General features: G+C 59.0%; 22 protein-coding genes. 11 read left to right on the top strand and 11 right to left on the bottom strand.

Translation table 11 applies throughout. The features are described 5' to 3' along the window. Positions 1-77: 77 nt before the first annotated feature. The 3 genes from J8I87_RS36610 to J8I87_RS36600 all read left to right on the top strand — a co-directional run bounded on the left by J8I87_RS36610 (position 78) and on the right by J8I87_RS36600 (position 2,347). Positions 78-497, top strand: a complete 420-nt coding sequence (locus tag J8I87_RS36610; RefSeq protein WP_209937220.1) for a PaaI family thioesterase — start codon at positions 78-80, stop codon at positions 495-497. A gap of 730 nt (positions 498-1,227) precedes the next feature. Next, positions 1,228-1,572, top strand: a complete 345-nt coding sequence (locus tag J8I87_RS36605) for a carboxymuconolactone decarboxylase family protein (protein ID WP_209937218.1) — start codon at positions 1,228-1,230, stop codon at positions 1,570-1,572. Between the two features lie 13 nt (positions 1,573-1,585). Continuing rightward, complete coding sequence (locus J8I87_RS36600) at positions 1,586-2,347, top strand: SDR family oxidoreductase (RefSeq protein WP_209937217.1); 762 nt, start codon at positions 1,586-1,588, stop codon at positions 2,345-2,347. Here J8I87_RS36600 and J8I87_RS36595 read toward each other — a convergent pair. Beyond that, positions 2,338-3,249: a LysR substrate-binding domain-containing protein gene (locus J8I87_RS36595; protein ID WP_209937216.1), complete on the bottom strand. Its 912-nt coding sequence runs from the start codon at positions 3,247-3,249 to the stop codon at positions 2,338-2,340. The two genes, J8I87_RS36600 and J8I87_RS36595, sit on opposite strands and share 10 nt — an antisense overlap. Further along, positions 3,209-3,430, bottom strand: coding sequence for a hypothetical protein (locus tag J8I87_RS46110; RefSeq protein ID WP_313068059.1), 222 nt, complete (start codon positions 3,428-3,430; stop codon positions 3,209-3,211). Before J8I87_RS46110 ends, J8I87_RS36595 begins: the two co-directional genes overlap by 41 nt. Between J8I87_RS46110 and J8I87_RS36590 the strand changes: the two genes are divergently transcribed. Together J8I87_RS36590 and J8I87_RS36585 are read left to right on the top strand one after the other, a co-directional pair. After that, complete coding sequence (locus J8I87_RS36590; protein ID WP_313068056.1) at positions 3,323-4,069, top strand: glucose 1-dehydrogenase; 747 nt, start codon at positions 3,323-3,325, stop codon at positions 4,067-4,069. The genes J8I87_RS46110 and J8I87_RS36590 overlap by 108 nt on opposite strands. Positions 4,070-4,080: 11 nt before the next feature. Continuing rightward, on the top strand, positions 4,081-4,575 hold the full coding sequence (locus J8I87_RS36585; RefSeq protein WP_209937214.1) for a DUF6130 family protein: 495 nt from the start codon (positions 4,081-4,083) through the stop codon (positions 4,573-4,575). 548 nt (positions 4,576-5,123) lie between these two features. Here J8I87_RS36585 and J8I87_RS36580 read toward each other — a convergent pair. Together J8I87_RS36580 and J8I87_RS36575 are read right to left on the bottom strand one after the other, a co-directional pair. Beyond that, positions 5,124-5,960: an oxaloacetate decarboxylase gene (locus J8I87_RS36580; protein WP_209937213.1), complete on the bottom strand. Its 837-nt coding sequence runs from the start codon at positions 5,958-5,960 to the stop codon at positions 5,124-5,126. Between the two features lie 144 nt (positions 5,961-6,104). Beyond that, on the bottom strand, positions 6,105-6,530 hold the full coding sequence (locus tag J8I87_RS36575; RefSeq protein ID WP_209937211.1) for an OsmC family protein: 426 nt from the start codon (positions 6,528-6,530) through the stop codon (positions 6,105-6,107). 385 nt (positions 6,531-6,915) lie between these two features. On the opposite strand from J8I87_RS36575, the gene J8I87_RS36570 reads away from it, so the two are divergent. Beyond that, positions 6,916-7,209 carry a DUF4148 domain-containing protein gene (locus J8I87_RS36570; protein WP_209937210.1) on the top strand — a complete coding sequence of 98 codons (294 nt, stop codon included), beginning with the start codon at positions 6,916-6,918 and terminating at the stop codon, positions 7,207-7,209. 185 nt (positions 7,210-7,394) lie between these two features. Here the strand turns inward: J8I87_RS36570 and J8I87_RS36565 are convergent, their stop codons facing one another. From J8I87_RS36565 to J8I87_RS36545, 5 genes are all read right to left on the bottom strand, one after another. Further along, positions 7,395-7,949: a carboxymuconolactone decarboxylase family protein gene (locus tag J8I87_RS36565; protein ID WP_209937209.1), complete on the bottom strand. Its 555-nt coding sequence runs from the start codon at positions 7,947-7,949 to the stop codon at positions 7,395-7,397. Positions 7,950-7,981: 32 nt separating this feature from the next. Then, a complete protein-coding gene (locus J8I87_RS36560; protein WP_209937208.1) occupies positions 7,982-9,319 on the bottom strand; it encodes an aspartate aminotransferase family protein in 1,338 nt (445 codons plus the stop codon). Positions 9,320-9,504: 185 nt separating this feature from the next. After that, a complete protein-coding gene (locus tag J8I87_RS36555) occupies positions 9,505-10,365 on the bottom strand; it encodes a MurR/RpiR family transcriptional regulator (RefSeq protein ID WP_209937207.1) in 861 nt (286 codons plus the stop codon). Between the two features lie 568 nt (positions 10,366-10,933). Next, complete coding sequence (locus tag J8I87_RS36550) at positions 10,934-11,305, bottom strand: hypothetical protein (RefSeq protein ID WP_209937206.1); 372 nt, start codon at positions 11,303-11,305, stop codon at positions 10,934-10,936. Positions 11,306-11,343: 38 nt separating this feature from the next. Then, a complete protein-coding gene (locus tag J8I87_RS36545) occupies positions 11,344-12,306 on the bottom strand; it encodes an SOS response-associated peptidase family protein (RefSeq protein ID WP_209937204.1) in 963 nt (320 codons plus the stop codon). A 561-nt stretch (positions 12,307-12,867) separates the two neighbouring features. On the opposite strand from J8I87_RS36545, the gene J8I87_RS45225 reads away from it, so the two are divergent. The 4 genes from J8I87_RS45225 to J8I87_RS36525 all read left to right on the top strand — a co-directional run bounded on the left by J8I87_RS45225 (position 12,868) and on the right by J8I87_RS36525 (position 14,174). After that, entirely contained in the window at positions 12,868-13,023 is a 156-nt protein-coding gene (locus tag J8I87_RS45225) for a hypothetical protein (protein WP_245254414.1), read from the top strand. Between the two features lie 43 nt (positions 13,024-13,066). Then, positions 13,067-13,276: a hypothetical protein gene (locus tag J8I87_RS36535; protein ID WP_209937203.1), complete on the top strand. Its 210-nt coding sequence runs from the start codon at positions 13,067-13,069 to the stop codon at positions 13,274-13,276. A 73-nt stretch (positions 13,277-13,349) separates the two neighbouring features. Next, positions 13,350-13,568 carry a hypothetical protein gene (locus tag J8I87_RS36530; protein ID WP_209937202.1) on the top strand — a complete coding sequence of 73 codons (219 nt, stop codon included), beginning with the start codon at positions 13,350-13,352 and terminating at the stop codon, positions 13,566-13,568. Between the two features lie 153 nt (positions 13,569-13,721). Further along, complete coding sequence (locus J8I87_RS36525) at positions 13,722-14,174, top strand: RDD family protein (protein ID WP_209937201.1); 453 nt, start codon at positions 13,722-13,724, stop codon at positions 14,172-14,174. A 264-nt stretch (positions 14,175-14,438) separates the two neighbouring features. Here J8I87_RS36525 and J8I87_RS36520 read toward each other — a convergent pair whose 3' ends face one another. Next, on the bottom strand, positions 14,439-15,590 hold the full coding sequence (locus J8I87_RS36520; RefSeq protein WP_209937199.1) for a hypothetical protein: 1,152 nt from the start codon (positions 15,588-15,590) through the stop codon (positions 14,439-14,441). A 1,565-nt stretch (positions 15,591-17,155) separates the two neighbouring features. Between J8I87_RS36520 and J8I87_RS36515 the strand changes: the two genes are divergently transcribed. Next, entirely contained in the window at positions 17,156-17,674 is a 519-nt protein-coding gene (locus tag J8I87_RS36515; protein WP_209937198.1) for a hypothetical protein, read from the top strand. Between the two features lie 515 nt (positions 17,675-18,189). Here the strand turns inward: J8I87_RS36515 and J8I87_RS36510 are convergent. Beyond that, positions 18,190-18,570 carry a response regulator gene (locus tag J8I87_RS36510; RefSeq protein ID WP_209937197.1) on the bottom strand — a complete coding sequence of 127 codons (381 nt, stop codon included), beginning with the start codon at positions 18,568-18,570 and terminating at the stop codon, positions 18,190-18,192. Between the last annotated feature and the right edge of the window lie 710 nt (positions 18,571-19,280).

Here is a 19,280-nt window from a genome sequence, read left to right as displayed (position 1 = left end):
GTCATCGCAATGGGAGAATCGTCAGCCATCAGCGACGTTCGCTCAATAACGGGGATTCTCGTGCGGATACGTTGAAAATGAGCGGTATGGAATTGCTGCGAGCAGTCGCGTCAGGCGACTTGCCAGGCGCTTCGATGGGAAAGACGATTCCCATGTCATTCGCGGAGGTCGACGTTGGCTATGTGAAGATCATCGCGCGTGCAGGCAGCCAGCATCTGAATCCACTTGGCGGCGTGCATGGCGGCTTTGCCGCAACCGTACTCGATTCCGTGACAGGTTGCGCAGTGCACTCGATGTTGGAACCAGGCGTTGGTTACGGCACGATCGACCTGCAAGTGAAAATGCTGCGACCTGTGCCGCGCGATCAAGACCTCGTGGCGGAAGGCCGTACGGTCCATCTCTCGCAGAACATCGCAACTTCAGAAGGTACGTTGAAATCGGTCGACGGCAAACTTCTGGCAACTGCTACAGCGACCTGCTTTTTGAAGCGAGGCTGAGCCGCTCAGACATTGGCCCTGCCGGTCCTGCGGATAAGAAATCGCGCGGCGCCAGTCGGTGATCTGCTGCCACGGGTTCGTCCGATCGCTCGCGCATCGGATCGCAGGCTTTCCGGCTGCGGGAGGCGCGATGATGCGATCCAGACCTACGGCCCTCCTGGAACTTGATTGCCGCAATATTCATTAACGCTCGCCTGATGGCGCATCCTTGCATCGTCAAGACAAACGATAGAGAAAAGGCAGCTACGAATAAAGCCAGCCAGGTCAGACGCTGCGTTTCAAATATCCAACAAACACACAACAACGAAACGCAGACAAACCCCTTACCAAAACATGCTGATGACAGCCATCCAGAGCCCGGCCAAAGCCGTCGACACCACCGGGTGTCCATCGTCTACCGCAATGGGTGCAGCGCCGAGGTCGCATCGTGCCACCCAAGGGCGGTGCGGTTCAATGTGAACGTGCCCAGGCAGAACCTGCGCTGGCCACAGAGGAAGCGAGGCTGTTGGCACGTTCCGCGAGGATAAGACTGCCGCCAGCAGGGACACAAATGAGGTGCGATGCAGTTGTTTCAGGGCAGACCAAAAGAAAAATGAAGCCGGCGTAATCGGCGCACAAGGTCTGGTGGCAAAGATTTTCTTCTGGCGAGGCGAATTTAATCCCGTTTGTCGCGCCCTTGGGTGGCTGCCGATAATCACCACATCACGCAACCACCTGAAGGAATCAAACCATGATGAACGATTGGACCGCGCAACGCACTGCCCTCCTTGCGCGTATTGGGGAATTTGCGAAGCTGAGCCCAGACGTCGTGCGCGGCATCGGGACGATGGATGCGGCAGCCATCAAGACCGGCAGGCTTGAACCGAAAATCCACGAACTGATCGCGCTGGCCGTGGCAGTGACTACACGCTGTGACGGCTGTATTGCGGTGCATACCAGGCACGCTGTCGACAAGGGCGCAACGCGCGAAGAGATCGCCGAAGCGCTGGGTGTGGCCATCGCCCTCAATGCCGGCGCGGCCATGACTTACACCGCGCGCGTGCTCGATGCACACGCAGCGCTGACCAATGTTTAATCGGGAGTTAACCATGTTGATGAACAAGACCGCACTGATCACTGGCGGTAGCTCGGGCATCGGCCTGGCGACGGCAAAGCTGTTCCTTGAAAACGGCGCGCGCGTTGCGATCACCGGCCGCGATGCGGCGTCGCTGAAACAGGCAAGCGATGCTCTTGGTGGCGACGTGCTGACGCTGGAAGCAGACGTGCGCTCCAGCGAAGATCTGCAGCGCATGGCTGCCACAGTCAAGGAGCAATTCGGCAGCCTGGATATCCTCTTCGCGAACGCAGGCGTCGCCTTCGTCACGCCGCTGGGCAAGACCACAGAAGAGCAGTTTGACAAACTGATGGACATCAACGTGAAGGGCACCTTCTTCACCATCCAGGCCGTGGAGCCCGTTATGCGCGAAGGCGCTTCAATCATCCTCAACACCGCCTGGCTGAACCAGGTTGGCGCACCGGGACGCGGCGCGCTGTCGGCGTCGAAGGCGGCGGTACGTTCGCTGGCCCGCACGCTGTCCGCTGAGCTGCTGCCGCGCCGCATTCGCGTCAACGCCGTCAGCCCAGGCCTGATCGAAACGCCTATCCTGCGCGGTGTCGGCCAGTCCGAGCATCCAGGCCAAAGCGACGCTGAATTCAAGGCCTACATTCAGGGCGCCGTGGACATGATTCCGATCGGCCGTCTTGGCAACGCTGAAGAAATCGCAGGCGCGGTGCTGTTCCTGGCCAGTGACGCATCCAGCTACATGCTGGGTTCCGAACTGGTGGTGGACGGTGGCTTCGGTCAGCTCTGAAGCGCCGCTTCAGCCATCAGCCAATCCCGGAAAGTCTGCACTTTCGACAGGCTACCCGACTCAGGCCGAAACACAATGTAGTAACCCAGTTTCAGCGAGCTGCATTGCTCACCGAATGGCTTGATCAAACGGCCAGCAGCAAGGTCGTCGTGCGCCATGACGCTTCGCGCCAGCGCGACGCCTTGCCCATCCATCGCAGCCTGCAAGACCGCTGCGGAGTTATTGATGCGCAGGCCGTTTTCGGCATGAATGCCCGTGTAACCGAACTCGGACAACCAATGTTGCCAGCCCGGGAAATTGGAAATCGCCGTCACATCATGCAGCAAGGTTGCTCGGGATAGCGCTTCAATGGACAGTTTCCCATCCGCCAGCAGCGGGAAGTTGGGCGAGCACACGGGAAAGAGCGATTCGCTCATCAGGTGAACCGCCACGAGTCCGGGCCACTGGCCCGCGCCGTAGCGGACGCCGATGTCGATCTGCTCGACGACGAAATCGACAGTGCGCCAGTTGGTGTTCAGGTAGACGTTCAGGTTGGGGTTCGCATACCGGAAGTGTTCAAGGCGCGGCAAAAGCCATTTCGCGGCGAACGCAGGACTGACGGCGACGGTCAGTTCGGCATGGGTAGTTTCGTCCCGCAAGCGTGCCAGTCCAAGGCTTAAGCGCGCAAAGCCTTCCTGGATATCGGGCAATGCGGCGCGCGCGGCATCAGTAGGAATCAGGCGCGACGAGCCGCTGCCAATGCGGTCGAACAGGGCAATGCCCAGCCACGATTCGAGGCTGCGCACCTGCTGCCCGACCGCTGTGGCAGTGACGTTCAGCTCTGCAGCGGCGCCAGAGAAGCTCTGATGCCGCGCGGCGGCCTCAAACGCTTTCAAGGCATTCAGGTAGGCGGGGCTTGTCATCTTTCACAACCAGCGCATCGTCAAAACACCGCATCTTCACACTACCATGAAAAAATTTCTGAACAAAGTTGCCGTGGTTACCGGGGGCGGCTCCGGCATCGGCAAGGAAGTGGCCAAACGTCTCGTGGAAGCAGGCGCGAAGGTCGTCATCACGGGCCGCGATGCTGCGAAACTTGAGCAAGCGGCAAACGACATCGATTCCAGCTGCGAGCGCGTGCGCCTGTTCGCTGGAGACATCGCGCTGCCCTCAACTGCGCACGCAATCGTGGAGCTGGCAGAACGCGAATTCGGCGGCGTCGACATTCTGTTCAACAATGCAGGCGTGTTTCGTCCGAAGCCTTTCCTCGAAGTCGATGGTACGGAATTTGACTGGTTCCTCGACACCATCCTGAAGGGAAAATTCTTCATGGCTCAGACGGCCGCGAAGGCCATGCACAAGCGTGGTGGCGGCGTCATTGTGCAAACGGGATCGTTCTGGGCCAACCAGGCTGTGGGCGCAACGCCTTGCGCTGTTTACTCAGCCGCCAACGCCGGCGTTCATGCATTGACGCGCAACCTTGCCATCGAACTGGCGCCGTTGAAGATCCGCATCAACACTGTCGCACCGGCCGTCGTTGAGACGCCGATCTTCGACACCTTCATGAACCCTGCGCAGGTCAAGGACGTTCTGCCGACCTTCAATGCTTTCCACCCGCTGGGCCGAAATGGCCAGCCTGGCGATATTGCAGACGCTGTCCTTTTCCTCGCCTCTGACGAGGCTTCGTGGATCACGGGCGCGGTATTGCCCGTCGATGGTGGCGCGTCGGCTGGCCATCCATAAAGGAGCAAATCATGGACATCAAACACCTGGTGGCAGCAACGGCCGCCCTACTTTCCGTCTCGTCATTCACGGCCACTGCTGCCGATGTCGCACCACCGAGCGCCAAGGCGGTTCGCGGTGCTTCGACGTATGTGGAAGTTGAAAACGAACCGCCGCCCAGGCTGTTCGTCGATGCGCCGCTGCCGGAAGGTTTGGCGATTGGTGTGGTGTGGATTCAATACCGCGTTGAGAACCTGCGCATTGTTCCAGTGTTCGGAGCGGGCGCCACCAAGGTATCGCCACGCGTCGGCCATCTGCATATCACCGTGGACAATCTGCCGTGGTGGTGGGCCGATGCAAGTGACAACAACACGATCGACATTGCGGGACTGCCGGCCGGCGAGCACACAGTGCGGATCGAACTGGTCAACCCGAACCATAAGATCTACGCAACCAGGTATGTGAAATTCAATTTGCCCGTAGCCTTACAGCACGAATTTCACGACAAGGAACATGCACATCAATAGTCACGTGATTCACAGCCGGTTGAACGTCCGCTGTTGAGAATTGCGACCGGTTGAAAGATTCCATCAAACGATTGCATCGACGGATTGATTCAACAGGCACGGGCGGCCACTGGAATTTCACTCGCGAAGGGTCGAACCTGTTCAGGTTTGTTTGATGCCTGCCTTTGGCTGCATCGCTCAGGCGCATGAGGGCAGGCGTTGAACAAACCTCCAGGGAGGAGACCGCGGAGTTTGGCGATGCGGCTGATGCGCGCCATGATGGGTGCGCATGATTACTGGCGCCGTGGCTTGACGGGTAAGGAGCGCTCAGGTGTCGGCCAATGCCGAATCGTGCCAATGCTGCGCGTCGCCGCGATTCACTCAACGTTCGACGGTCGCCTGGCTTGAGCGTGAACCGTTAATACCGAAAGTTTCATCCGCACAGCAAAGACTTAGACCGTTCTTATGAATCGAACGAATCGTCGCCCCGCAAATTATCACGGCGTAATAGCGCTCGTTTTCCAGTTAATTGATCAACCGACACCCATTCGCGCCGGACGATCTTCTCGTCAGTCGGGCTTGCGCACGGCGGCGAACAGATCGGTAATCTCTTTGGTCGTGGCGGCATCGTTCGCGTAAGTGAATGTGCCGTGTTCACGCATTTCTCGCGCTGCGCGCAGCAACGCGCCCAGCGCCGCGCGCGCGAGCGCCCCGCCGACACTGATCCGCTTCACGCCCATCTGCGCGAGATCGTCGATGGAATAAGGCATGCCCGCCATCCCCATCAACACGTTGACGGGCCGATCGACGGACGAGACGACGGCGGCAATGTCCTCGCGCGTTCTCAGCGCGGGCGCGTAGAGCACGTCGGCGCCTGCCTCCTGGAACGCCTGCAGGCGTCGAATCGTGTCGGCGAGGTCGGCACGGCCCACCAGATAGTTCTCCGCGCGCGCCGTGAGCGTGAACGGAAACGGCAACGCGCGCGCTGCTTGCGCTGCCGCGCGTACGCGTTCGACGGCGAGATCGTGCGGGTAGATGGGATCGTCGGCGCGGCCCGTCGCGTCCTCGATCGAACCGCCGACGGCGCCCGCCGCTGCCGCCTGACGGATCGTTTCGGCGGCGTCCTCCGGCGCATCGCCGAAGCCGTTCTCGAGGTCCGCGCTGACGGGCAGATTTGTCGTGGGCGCAAGCTCGGCGAGATGCCGGATCATCTGCTCGCGGCCGACTGCGCTGTCCGGCACGCCGCGCGAGAACGCATAGCCCGCGCTCGTCGTCGCGAGCGCCTGGAAGCCGAGCGCTTCGAGCAGACGCGCCGAGCCGATGTCCCACGGATTGGGAATCACGAACGGAACACTCGCCTCATGAAGCGCGCGAAACGCCTTTGCCTTTTCTGCTTGTGATGTCATGGCCGCCCCGTCGAGAGTTGCATGCAAACCCGGCGAACCTGGCTGGCTCGCCCAAAAAGGAGGGAAAACAGCGAGCGGACATGGCGCGCAAGCGTCCGCAGATAACGGCGTATCCGTTGCGCGCCGCTCGCCGGCAATGCGCGCTCAGGTTTCGAGCTTCGCGTCCATTGTGATCGTCGCGTTCAATACCTTCGAAATCGGGCAACCGGCTTTGGCGTCGGCGGCAGCCTTGTCGAACGCGGCCTTGTCGCCGCCCGGAATCTTCACGACGACATCCAGATGCGACGCAGTCACCGCGAAGCCGCCGCCGTCCTTGTCGAGCGTGACGGTGGCCGTGGTCGCGATGCGCTCGGGCTTGATGTTCGCCTTGCCGAGTTCCGCCGACAACGCCATCGAAAAGCATCCCGCGTGTGCCGCCGCAATCAGTTCTTCGGGGTTCGTGCCGATGCCGTTTTCGAAGCGCGTCGAGAATGAATACTGCGTGTCCTTGAGTACGCCGCTATCGGTGGAGATCGAGCCCTTGCCGTCCTGCAGACCACCCTGCCAGATTGCTGATGCCTTGCGCTTCATTAGACTCTCCTGTGTGGACCAGAGGTAGGCATGTCGACGGGAGTGGGCGCTTTTGCCATCATCCCGTCCCATGCCGGTTCGTGCTGCTGCGTTGCCGACTACGATGCCCGCCGCGTCCGTCTCGCCCGCGTTCCGCGGCCTGAAGCACCCGTCCCGTGTGTCGTGCCGATCGAATGGGCGTTGTGCGTGGACGGAAACTTCATCATAGGCGGTTATCGGTGCCGGTGCCGTGAAGCCTCGCGCGCCGGCGATTATTTCAGTCGACGCAAGAATCTTTCTCCGAAGCGCCGCTTTTTTCATCACCCCTTCCGGAAATACACTGCGCTCAACGGTTCGGACATCCGTTCAGACCGGACCGATCAATCATATGTATCCGGAGGTCACCATGAAGTCGCTTCTTTCCGCAGTTGTCGTCGCATCCGCTCTGATCGTTCCCGCTTTGTCGTTCGCGCAGCAAGCCAACGGCCCCGTCACGCGCGCGGAGGTTCGCGCCGAGCTGGTTTCTGCGCAGCAAAACGGCACGCTCGACCAGAACGACGTCACGTATCCGAAGGCCACGCCGGAATTCGGCTCCAGGTCGCTGGCGACGGAAGTCGGCGGCGTGTCGGCTGGCTCGTCGCAATCGGGCTCGCGTCCGAGCATCGAGCAACGCATTTTCTCGACGTTCCGCGGCAACTGATCTTGCCAACTAAGCGCGCCAACTGAGCGCGCCAACTGAGCGCGCCAACCGGATGCGCCAATCGAGGGCCGTCTCCTGAAGCGGCGCACTACCCAGAACCAACACGCCGCACGCGAATAGATAAAGGCCCGGCTGACTTCGATGTCAGCCGGGCCTTGTTTCGTTTGTCGCGTTGAAGGCGATCCTTACTCGACGAACGGCAGCGAGTCCTGCCCTTGTGCGCGCATGCCAAACACGTTCAGCGTCATTGCAACCAGCGCGTAATAGCCGAGCAGGCCGACGAGATTAATCGTCACCTGATAGCCGAAGCGCTCGACCGTCTTCGCATAGGTCGCGTCCGACACGCGTTTCGCATCGTACAACTCGGTGGCGAACGCGTAGATCAGCGCGTCGTCGGCATCCGCGAACGAAGGCTCGCGGCCTTGCCGGATCGCCTCGGCATCGTCGGCGCGCACGCCTGCATCGATCGCGATCGGATAGTGGATGAACCACTCGGCCTGTGCCTGCCAGCGCGATGCCGTGACGAGAATCGCCAGTTCCGACAGCCGCAGCGGCAAGCCCGTCTTGTACCGGCAGAACGCGCCGAGGCGCTGCGCATGCTGCGCGAGTTCGGGGCTATGGATCCAGCCGAGGAACGGCCCGTTCAGATTGCCGCGCGGGCCGGACAGGATTTCGTCGAGCACGGCTTTCTGGTCGGGCGTTGCCTGAGTGGCGTCGAAGGGTGGCAGGCGGTTGGTCATCGGAATCTCTTCGGCTATGGGTTCAAGGCCACTCAGGCCGCGCCCGTCGCCGCAAGCGCGGCTTGCGTCGCATCCGTCAGACGGCTGACGATCTGCTCGATATCGCGCGGCGTGCAGATGAACGGCGGCGCGAGCAGCACGTGATCGCCGATCTTGCCGTCGACGGTGCCGCCCATCGGATACACCATCAGCCCACGCTGGAACGCCTCGCGCTTGATCGCGGCGTGCAGCTTCAGTTTCGCGTCGAACGGGGTTTTGGTCGCGCGGTCCTTCACCAGCTCGACACCGACGAAGAGCCCCCGGCCGCGCACATCGCCGATATGCGGATGCTGCGCGTAGTGCTCGCGCAGCAGCGCACGCAACTGCTCGCCGCGCGCCTTCACGTTGTCGAGCAGATGCTCGTCGGCGATCACGCGCTGCACTTCGAGCGCGGCGGCGCAGGCCGTCGCGTGGCCGATGTACGTGTGACCGTGCTGGAAAAAGCCCGAGCCTCCCGTAATCGCCTGATAGATCCTGTCGCTCACGAGCGTTGCGCCGATGGGCTGATAGCCCGCGCCGAGACCCTTCGCGATGGTCAGCAGGTCGGGGGCGATGCCGTCCTCTTCGCACGCGAACAGATAGCCTGTGCGGCCCATGCCGGACATGATTTCATCGAGGATCAGCAGCACGCCGTAGCGGTCGCAGACCGCGCGGATCTTGCGGAAATACTCGCGCACGGGCGGCACCGCACCCGCCGTCGCGCCGACCACCGTTTCCGCGACGAATGCCGCGACGGTGTCGGGCCCGAGTTCGAGAATCTTCTGTTCGAGTTCATCGGCAAGCCGCTGCGCGAACTGCTCTTGCGTTTCGTCCGCGCGCTGCTCGCGATACGCGTAGCACGGGCTCACGTGATGCGCGTCGATCAGCAGCGGCAGGAAAGGCTCGCGCCGCCATGCGTTGCCGCCGATCGCGAGCGCGCCGAGCGTGTTGCCGTGATAGCTCTGACGGCGCGCGATGATATGCCGACGCTGCGGCTCGCCCACCTCGACGAAGTACTGGCGTGCGAGCTTAAGCGCCGCCTCGATCGCCTCCGAGCCGCCCGACACGAAATACACGTGTCCGAGCCCCCGTGGCGCGTGTTCGACGAGATAGCTCGCGAGTTCCTCGGCGGGCTGCGTCGTGAAGAACGATGTGTGCGCGTACGGCAGTTCCTGCGCCTGGCGCTTGATCGCGTCGATCACGCGCTGGTTGCTGTGGCCGAGGCACGAGACGGCCGCGCCGCCCGAGGCGTCGATGTAACGCTTGCCCGTCGAATCGATGATCTCGATGCCCTCGCCTTTCACGGCGACGGGCAACGTCTGCTTTGGCATGCGGTGGAATACGGTAGTCATGCGCTTTCCTTGAGCGAGCGTAAACGGGTGGCGGCGTGGCTATCGAGCCGCCGCCAAGCGGGCGAGAAAGGTTTCGAACGCCAATCAACACGCGATGCGTATTTATAATTCATTGCAACATATGTTGTCAATGACGATGCAGTTCGCCCAACCGTTGTCGCGGGTTCGTCGCGCCGGCCGTCCGCTCAGGGCACGTAGGCGCCCTTCGCGTGCAGCGACTGCTCGGCGAGTTCGAGCTGCTGAACGGCATCCGTGCCTTCGAGCGCGAGCAGATGCGCGACCAGCGATTCTGCAATCGCCGTCGCCGCCACGAGGGACGGGAAAAACGACGGGCTTTCGTGTGAAAAGATCAGCACCTTGTCCGCGTTCAGCGCGATGGGCGACACGGCGCTGTCGGTGATCGCGATCAGCTTGCTGCCCTTTTCCAGCGCGGCTTCGGCGACGCGCGCGGCTTCGACGGAATACGGCGCGAAGCTGACGACGACGGTTGCGCTGTCGCGCCCGATGCCGCGCAGCTGCATTTCGAGCGTGCCCGCTTCGCCCGTCAGCAGCGAAACGGACGAGCGAAACAGCCGGTATCCATAGACAAGGCCGAACGCAACGGGATAACACGAGCGGAACCCGGCCACATGCACATGCGCGGCGCGTCGCAAGAGCTTCGCCGCCTCGACCGTGACGCGCGCATTGTGCGCGGTGGTTACTTCGAGGTTGTGCTGGTGCGCGACGAGCAGATCGTGCGCAAGCGCATCTTTCGCGTGGCCCTTGACGAGCGAGCGGGCGCGGCTCGTCAGCGGCTCGGGACGCGTGCGCACGCGCGCGACGAACAGGTCGCGCAACTCGTTCCAGCCCGGGAAGCCCAGTTGCTGCGACAGCCGCACGAGCGACGCGGGCTGCACCTGCGCGCGCTCGGCGACCTTGCGCATCGAAGAGACGGCGACCTCATCGGGATGATCGAGCAGAAACGCCGCGCCCATCTGGAACTGCGGGCTGAGTTCCGGGAAGCGCGCGCGGATCATGGCGGCGAGCTCGTCGAAGTTGTCGGGCATGTGGTGTACCGGGCGGGAAGATGACAACAAATGTTATCACCGGGACGAAGCGGCGCGTGCGAACCGAGGCTCTTTGGTGGCTTGCAAACGAATGCTGTCCGGTCGCAAATATGTTGTCCCTAGACATTTCTTCTCAAACAATATCTTGGAGAACGGCCTCGGTTACTTCAGTTGAACAATACCGCTGCTTGAACTCATCGGGCGTCACGAAGTGCCGCAGCCACTTCGTGCCACAAAACGAGTAGCCGAACAATTCGACGTCGCCATCGGGCAGCGGAACTCGGATATCGTAATCAAAGCGGCAAGGTCATGCACTTGCAGTCTGTTCTCTCAGCCATCTTTGCCTTCCGTTGTTTTATGACGGGCACAACTTAAATGGTCAGCGCCTCTTTGCGGGCGCGATACTTTTTCATCGCATCTTGAGCCGTTTCAAATCGGCATCGCCTTAACTGCGCACTCGCTTCTTGGTGGCATTCAACCTATGGCCACGCCTCCAGGTGCGAGCATCGCATGACGTATTCCCTGACCGCAAATGTGCACTGAGCGGCGAGGGCGGTCGCAGCCAACACTACTTGATTTCGTATTCGAAGGTGTTCCGCACTCGCTTCGGCGAGTCTCGTGTCTCTTCGCGCGCTGCCTCATCGAAATACACCACTGTCCAATCGGGCAACTCCGCCTTGATGGCACGCGCTATCCCCAAACCTTCCAGAGAGAACGATTTGTAGTCGAAGACTATCGTCCTTTCATTAGGAAACATATAGCTCTGGCTGTTCTCATACCAGCCGCTCCAAGTCTCGATGCGCGCGTGCAAATGCGATGAGACGGGTAACTCGTCTGGCTCCGCCATAGCTCCATCGCTAAGCCCGATGCCAGTCGAAGAATGGTCTGCCATCAGGCGAATCCACTTCTCCAAGCGCGGTGTGTCAACAGTTTCAGTCATTGGGGAGTCGATTTTGCAAGTTCGCTGCCTGAACAATCTCAAGCAGCAAGTTTGTGCTCATAGTACGCACGAACCTTGTCTTCAAGAATTGCGTACTGTGCTGCCAGATCCTGCGAATTTGGGTTCAGCCAGGCAGCCTCGTTTTCTGGCTTGATAGAAACAACGCAGCGGTCATGTCCCGCATCGGCGACTTCCGGCGGCGGTTCGTCCGTGATAGCTGCAAAGGAATATAGGTCGGGCTCGCCCGGCGCCGTCCATTTCGACCACAGGCAGGCGACCAGCATCCTGCTTCCATCGCGTGGCGTGAACTGCAAGATGACGTTCTCGTCATCCTCCCCTTCCGCCAAGACGCGTCCTTCCATTTTCGACCTCTTGACGTTCTCATAAAACGAATCAACGACCAGCAGACCATGCGAATAACCGAACAGAGGCTTCCAGAAACCTCCTAGACTGTCCAATCGGGCGTTGTACGTTCCCGGGTACTTGAAATCATAGCTGGCTGGCTTGCCTTCGAGTCGACATAGGTATCGCATCGGCCGGACCACCAATTGACCATTCTCCTGGATGAGCACAGGTGCGTAGTTCCCGGGGAAAATCCGCGAATCGCGAGCGAGCAACTCCGTGCGCCTGATGTCGTCAATTCGCCCAAGCGCCGCTTCGATTTTGTCGCCAGCGATTCGCTTACTCTCAGTCGCAGCTTTCGTTGTCTTTGTCTGCAGTGCTCGCTCCGCGGCTATTAACCTCGCGCGTTGCTTGAAAAGTTCTTCTTCGAGCGTCTTCATCTGGTCCGCGTTGTAGCGGTCGATAAGCCGCTTGATTTCAGCTTCGGCGTCGCTCTGCGGATTCGCGAAAGCGTCATCCATAGCCTTTGGAAGCTTTGCCTTTAGCCGTCCCTCCGCGCGTTCCCAGTACAGTCGTGCAAACTCACGGATATCAATGGTGGCACCGAACATCCGGATAAATCGTTTATAGTCAGCTTCAATTTGAGCCGAGTAGCACATGTTTACTCCGGGTCAAGTTGGCGTTGCAGGCCTGCTCAGGTGTAGCAACACAGGCACCCTGCTTCTCCTCAATCGTCAGCGCTGCTAGAGCCAAACGTTGTTGTGGCCCTCCCCGTGCAAGTGCACCTTTCGGACGAGTTTCTCCACTGGGCTGGCAATTGGCTTGCATGCATTGGCGCCTCTCGTTGCACCATGATACCTGCGAAAATCCAGGCTATACTGTATATCCATACAGTACTTCGCTGACCATGGATAATGTTCGCACCCCATTACCGGAGCCGATTCACCCGGCCCTCTGGCGCGCGTCTCAGTTGGTTGTCTTGTTGCGTGCGAAGCGCTCGAACGACCAGTTGTGGTCGGCGGAGCAGATTCTGAAAGCGAGAATTTGCGGTGCCGTCCTGCTCTGGCAGACGCACGCGCACGGATGCGCTAAGGCGACTCCTCTTGGCTGCCCGTTCGAGCACGTCACTGTTCTTCGTAATTCGGCCCATTCTCTCGGCATCAGAAGCGTCTCCGGCCGAACTGCGAGTTGCGGTGCGTCCCGCCGAAGAAGGCATTAACGTGGACATCATCAAGCGCAAGGGCCCTAAGTTCGAAGGCAACCTGACTGTCAACGTGCGTCCCGGGGTAGCGCTCATGAGCGCACGCGGTCGGTCGCGCCGCGCGGTCGTGCCGTTTGAAATTGACGCTCGCGCAACCAGCGATGCAATCGCCTGACTGCGGCATCCTGCCCCGAGCGATTTATCAAGGAGATTCCAACATGAGAGCGGACGAATGGGTCCGAGAGGCCGAGCGAGAATCCAAGCTTGTCGACGCGCTGTACAAGGCGCGCTATCTAATTTCAATGCACCACGGCATGACCGTACGGTGCGATGGCGAAGAATGGGCGCTCGATTTCGGCCACGAGTTACAGATAATTGACACAGCGTTGAAGGCGGCCGGTGTTGACATGCGGCGCATCAGACAGTAAGCGCTTGCCAAGCAACTCGATTTGAAGCAATGATTGGAGGTGCATAGCATGAAGGACCTACAGAGGTCGACAAATGCAAACTGAGAAATATCGCGGGTACACGCTGTGGGGTCACGCCATCCTGCAGCAAGAAGACATCTTGCGACCGGAGCGATTCGCGGCAAGCGGCACGATCACGCGCGACACGAAAGTCGTCGACGTGTCCGGAGTGCTCGGCACCTTCGGGACGGACGAGGAAGCCGAATCGGCCGGTATTGCATGGTGTCGTGCGTGGGTCGACGGCCACGAGTAGCGCGGAAGCCGCCGGGCACCTGCGCGCAAAGATGAGCGGTCGACCTACCTCGCGCGAGGTACGAGCAAAAGGGCGCCCTGCTCAGTGGCGAATCGCCTAATAGCTTCGACAGTCTGCACGTTTAGAACCCGACTTTGACCGAGTCCATTCCGAATGCGATATGCCTCCTACTCGAGACGCGCAACAGCGCTCGCCATCGATTCAATCTGGTGGACTGCAATTGTCTTGTTTATCCCTCTCGGCCCCTCCACGCAAGACATCCTGATGGCGCCTGAGTCGTACGTTTCGACCATTCTTTTCTGGCTGGCAATAGGGCAGTGCATTCCCATTCTGGTGACCGGCTTGATGTGGGCAACATGGGGTACGTCACCCGGCAAACGCGCACTACATCTCCAGATAGTGGATGTCGATACCGGACGTGCGATGACAGTCCGACAAGCCGGGCTGCGGACAATTGGGTATCTCCTAACCTTTGCCACGTGCGGCGCCGGCTTTCTGTGGGTCCTGTTCAATGACAAGAGGCAGACGTTGCACGACCGCATAGCCAATACGACGGTGGTTGAGCAGGAAACGAGCGGACATGCCGGAAAAACTGAGCTGCGGTGACCGGGCGAAGGCCAAACACCTGGCACTACATGACTGTTGCACGCTCTCTTAGTCGGGCCAACTTCCGCCGCCCATCGACCGTTCCCGTTCGCGAATGACGCGCAACGCGCTCGCTCTCCGTCATCGTAAGACCGTGAGTATCATTCTCCCGCAAATCGCCACGTCCGCGTTCGTCGCCGCTCTCCCGCTAAACGTTCGTGTCGGCGGTCCGGTCGGCTCAGGCACATTGGACCGCGACCGCCTTGCCTTGGGAACTGCGCGAGATTACCGCCCCGTATATCCGAGCGTCGCGGGGTCCGTGCTCCGGAAAATCAGGAACCACGGCGACTGCAGCACTCCGCCGGCCTTAACGATAACGTCGCACTGATTTGTCGCGATGTCGCAACGCCTCACTTGTCCCGCCGTATCGCCACCGCCACCCGTGATGGGAACAAAAAGCTTGCCTCCGGGCCCGAAGAGAACCGCCTGCGCATAGGCCCTCGCAAGAATGGCCTGAGCTGCCGGCTTGGACGAGTCCCAAACCCATAGTGGCAATGTATAGAGAAGTTCACCCGTCTTGCCATTGAGCTTTAGTATTCTGTCGACGTCGGTGGAGTTGGGAGAGTTATCCCGAAAGCTGGTCACCCACAGGTTACCTTTGCTATCAAACACCAAGCCTTCTGGACGGTGCAAGCTTGGCACTGTGGCATTTGAAGCGAACACGTCTACGAAATTCATGGTCCTCGCATTAAATCGCAAGATGTATCCAGCGAGTGGCGCGTATAGCGCGTCCGTCGGGTCAAGACAGCCCACAGCAGAGACATAAAGCAGACCGTCCGGTCCAAACACCATACCTCGCGGATGGAATTCCAAATGGAATGCCTGCCGGTCGAGGTTGCCTATAAACGCCCCTGCATTGTCATATACCTTGACATTGCCTTCGTTGGTGCACTTCTTCGACTGGTCGCCGATATCTGCAACATAGAAGGCATTGTCTGGTCCTCCGCGCACAATGCCCTGCGGCGCAAAAGGTGCATTGCGGTCGCTAGACGCGACGAGCTTGCCGATGAAAGTGCCGGTGACATCATCAAAGCGCAGAATTTCACCGCGTTGGCCTGAGCCTCCCCCCGAGCCCGTATTCTGATTAACAACCACGAGTTGCCCGTCAGTAAAAATCATTCCTGTCGGCCCTTTCAGACCAGCGCTCTTTGGGGCGATGAACGTTCCGCTGAACGCCCCGCTTGTCGCGTCGAAAGCTTTCACTGAATTGTCACCGACGTCACCGATGAACACGTTATCGGCAGTGGCCGTCTGGGGGACCAACCATGCACCCATCGCAAGGACCGCGAACAGTAGTGCTGAGCGCAGTGCGCCTCGGCAGCTAACGCGACGTTTTGTCGGGGCGCCACGGAACGATGAAAGAAAAGATGTACTCATTTGATGCCTCCATTCGTTTTACTGCTTGATTGCCAACAAGCACGTCGCGTAGGACCAGCGAGGCGAGCAAAGGCAACGCCCTATCCACCGTTTGTTTGCGTCGGCGACCCGGATTTGTCGGCGGAGGACCCGGTCGCGCCTGACTCACCTCCGCCACATGCGGTCAATGACGTTGCGACCAATATGGCGAACGCTGTTGCGCGAAATGCTTTTTTGAGGAACGAGAGTAAATTGTTCATAGCGAATTCCAGTGGGCAACATCGTTGGGCTCCTAGCGGGCGTAAATCAACCACCTCAGCTGGGAATGCGGCTATGCCTACCCTGCTGTTCGAGGGAACAACAAGAAACGTGGAGAGAGCCCTGATTTGCTCACAGGGCACAAACCAGGCGTGCCAGCAACGACGCCGAACGACGCAGTCAATGGTCCTGTCGCATGAGCACGATACGCGATGAACTGCAGCGCCGGCGGAGGACTACTGGCGGACGTATTGGCAAGCTGCATCACGTGTAAAGCGTGGAAGTAGCCCTCGAAATTGGTCTTAGCAATTCAATTGACAGCAAAACCGGCTTTTAATATCTTTAAAATACTTTCATGTGGCACACAGTATAGTTCGCGTGTCATCAAAAATTACCGCCTCTGTGTTTTTTCCGGTGGCGCCTGCGTTATGGCGGAGAATCGCTACCAAGGCGGACTAACGTTAAAGATTCGGTTCGAACGGTTACGTGCGAAATTCCGAACCTCCTTCAGTTGCTCGAACTCCTGCTCGACCTCGACCCGGGTCAATTCTATTTTCATCAGTTTCATAAGGAGTACGACTCGTCACCTCGTCTAAAGACCCGTTTTTTTGAAACAACGTCAGTCACTGTTTCGCTTCATGCAGTCGAACCATGGCCACAACTAGCAGACGGCTTCAACAAGTGACCAGATATTCGGGAAAGGTTGGGGCCAGCGAATAACACTGAATGTTATTCGCCGCTTTAGCTGTGCGCTTTGCAACAAGCACTTTTATAAACCACGCGACTAACGGTGGCGACGGATAGCACATTCGGCATCCTTATTCCGTGCCGAGTTCATCCATATGCCGTCGCGAAATTTATATGCTTGGGTTGCAATCAACAAAACGATGCCCTAGGCTTTACGCATATATTGAACGATACTCCTCGCCTCATCGTGAGCTTGCTGGTGTTCGGGGCGGTGTAGTGAATCAAGAAATCGGCGCGTATGGACACCTGCTTCCCGCATACTTTCTCTCTATTTCCTCAGTAACGCTTTTGCGCGCCATCTCGGGCGCACGCGTGCGCTTGTCTCTGTCGATAACCATGTGCAGAGGACAATTGCGCTCGCCCACTTTCATGGTCCGCCCTGAGATGGAGGTGGCATAGCGTGCGAAGCCCACGGTCACTCATCAAGTCGCCAAAATAAAAGTATCTCAACAACTCCGGCCAACATATTGCGCCACTACCTTCCGGCATCGCGTTGACCATTGTCTCCCCTCTCTTCGAACGCCGTCACGCGGAACGCCGGTTCTCGCTAAAAAACACGCTTTCGTATGTTGGAGGTCGCTATGAAAGACCTACTTGCGTCTCTTAAGTGGTCCGCGCCCGACATCCCGAATGAAACCTGTGACCAGTCAGCGACGGTTATTCCCGCAGGCACCTCTATCTTTCTATCGACGCTCGATGATGAAGCGTCGTCACTGGACGACCCCGCCACGCCGTTTAATCAAACCACGCCGGAAGGCCAGCTAGCGGTTGCACGGCAGTTTGCTGATTACATCCAGGACTTGTTCGTGAGCATAGACGGCGTTCCGCTCAAGGACGTGACAGCGTATCGGACAACGACCGATCAGTTCAAGTTTACCGCTCCTACTCCCTGGGTCTTTAGCCCGAACGGAACAGGAGGAAATGGCACGGCGGTCGGTGACGGATATTTCTTTATGCTGAAACCGCTCTCCCCTGGCCCCCATACGATTCACTATGGCGGCAGGTTCCATATCCCGGCGAGTGTCTTCGGAATCCCGGTGGACATTATCAAGGACACAACGCTGATGATTACCGTCGGGACCCTAGAGTCCAGGACTTGAATCAGACCCGACCTATCGCAGTGCCGGAAATAAACTCCCTTTCATGGGCTAATTCGTGGCAGGCGGTGCATGCAGCGCCGCCCACGGCGCTGCCGCAAGTACTGCCTCCAAGGTAGTTATCTTAAGGGTTCGAACATAGCGCGCACGAAGCGAACGTTCAGTTGCCCATGTCTTGAATGCAACCAGCGCGCCGCTGGTCGCCGTCGCGGTCGCGCTGTTCTCAACCGGTTGTGGAGGCGGCGATTGGGGTGACACTGAAGCCGGCGCAACCACCAAGGCTGTTAGAAAGCGCCGCCTCCCCCGTCGGCAACGACGGTGCACATGCAGACATCAAACGCCGATATCATGAGCGCTTTTTCGACAGTTGTAGCGCTCGCAGTTACCTCGATACGAGCGTTGCCGTTGATGCTTTTTCAGGAACCGCCCGAGTGGTGTCTAATGGCGGACCGGCGCACGCGGCCATCGGTGCAAATCCACAACCAGGCCATCGCACGCCATGACGATGCGCTGCATGCCTAGGCGGCCTGGAGAGTAACCGCATTGCTGCGGCAGCGGGCGTCCTCGATGACCTGCATGAGTGCCTCGCAGGAGAACGGCTTCTGCAGACAGACGTCGAATAGCCGGGCAAGGTCTCCCTGGCTGTCAGCGTCGCCCGTCATCGAGACGAGAAAAGCCCGGGAGCGAATCGGCGTTTCCCTGAGCGACCGTGCGACAGCACTGCCCCTGATGTCGGGCAAGTTCTCGTCAAGGAATGTGATTTCAAAAGCGCCGGCACGAAGCAGCGTGAGCGCCGTTTGGCCATCGTAGGCCACGACAGCGTGGTGGCCATAGCAGTCCAGCAAGAAAGCGAGACTGTCTGCAACAGACTCATTGTCGTCAACGACAAGCACATTCATTCAATATTTCCTATTACGAGAAATTCGCGGCGCTGCCAAGAATTCTTCTTTTGTAATATGTATTATTAAATGATTAAATGGCCTAGCCTGTCCGGCGAGCTTTACGGACTAGTACTTAAGTATAACCACGAACTCGTTCAACAGTCACTTAAATACGAACGTTCGGCTCAAGAGCTGGGATTGCTTGAAGAGCTAGCTGACGGCTCAGTGAAAAATGGCGTGCGCGCAGCCAATACTCCCCCTCGCGCGCTGACGCGAGACCTGGAAAAGCGATCCGGCTTTGCCATGCGCGTATCCGTCGCGGCATCGAACTGGTTCAAGCACAGCAGAACAGGTTGCAGCGGCTTCGCAGTCTCTCCCACGACAGCCTGACGCATAGCGTTGCGGTACTTGTCATGTTTGAACGCGTTAATTACAAGGATACTGCGGGGCTTCCTCCCGGCGATGTAATCGCCAGCGCGCCCGAGGTCTCGCAATTCGTCTCCCAGATTCATCGCCCGCGCTCCACCTATTTGTGAATACTAGCAATTTCATATCTTCGTGAAATTGCAATTTTGCGTGCCCGATTCTCGCCGATGCTCCGGGGTCCGTTTGCATTCTCGATGCCACCGAGAATGACCGCATTATCGAAAATTGCTCCATTTGCAGCAGATGTAAAGCTTGCATTGGGTTCCAAATTCTCCATCACCTCTGTCGCATGCGGATTGTCG

The sequence above is a fragment of the Paraburkholderia sp. LEh10 genome (assembly GCF_017814945.1).
In the GTDB taxonomy this organism is placed as follows: Bacteria; Pseudomonadota; Gammaproteobacteria; order Burkholderiales; family Burkholderiaceae; genus Paraburkholderia.
The sequence above is the reverse complement of the archived record's forward strand: the minus strand, read 5'-3'. Positions and strand labels throughout refer to the sequence as shown.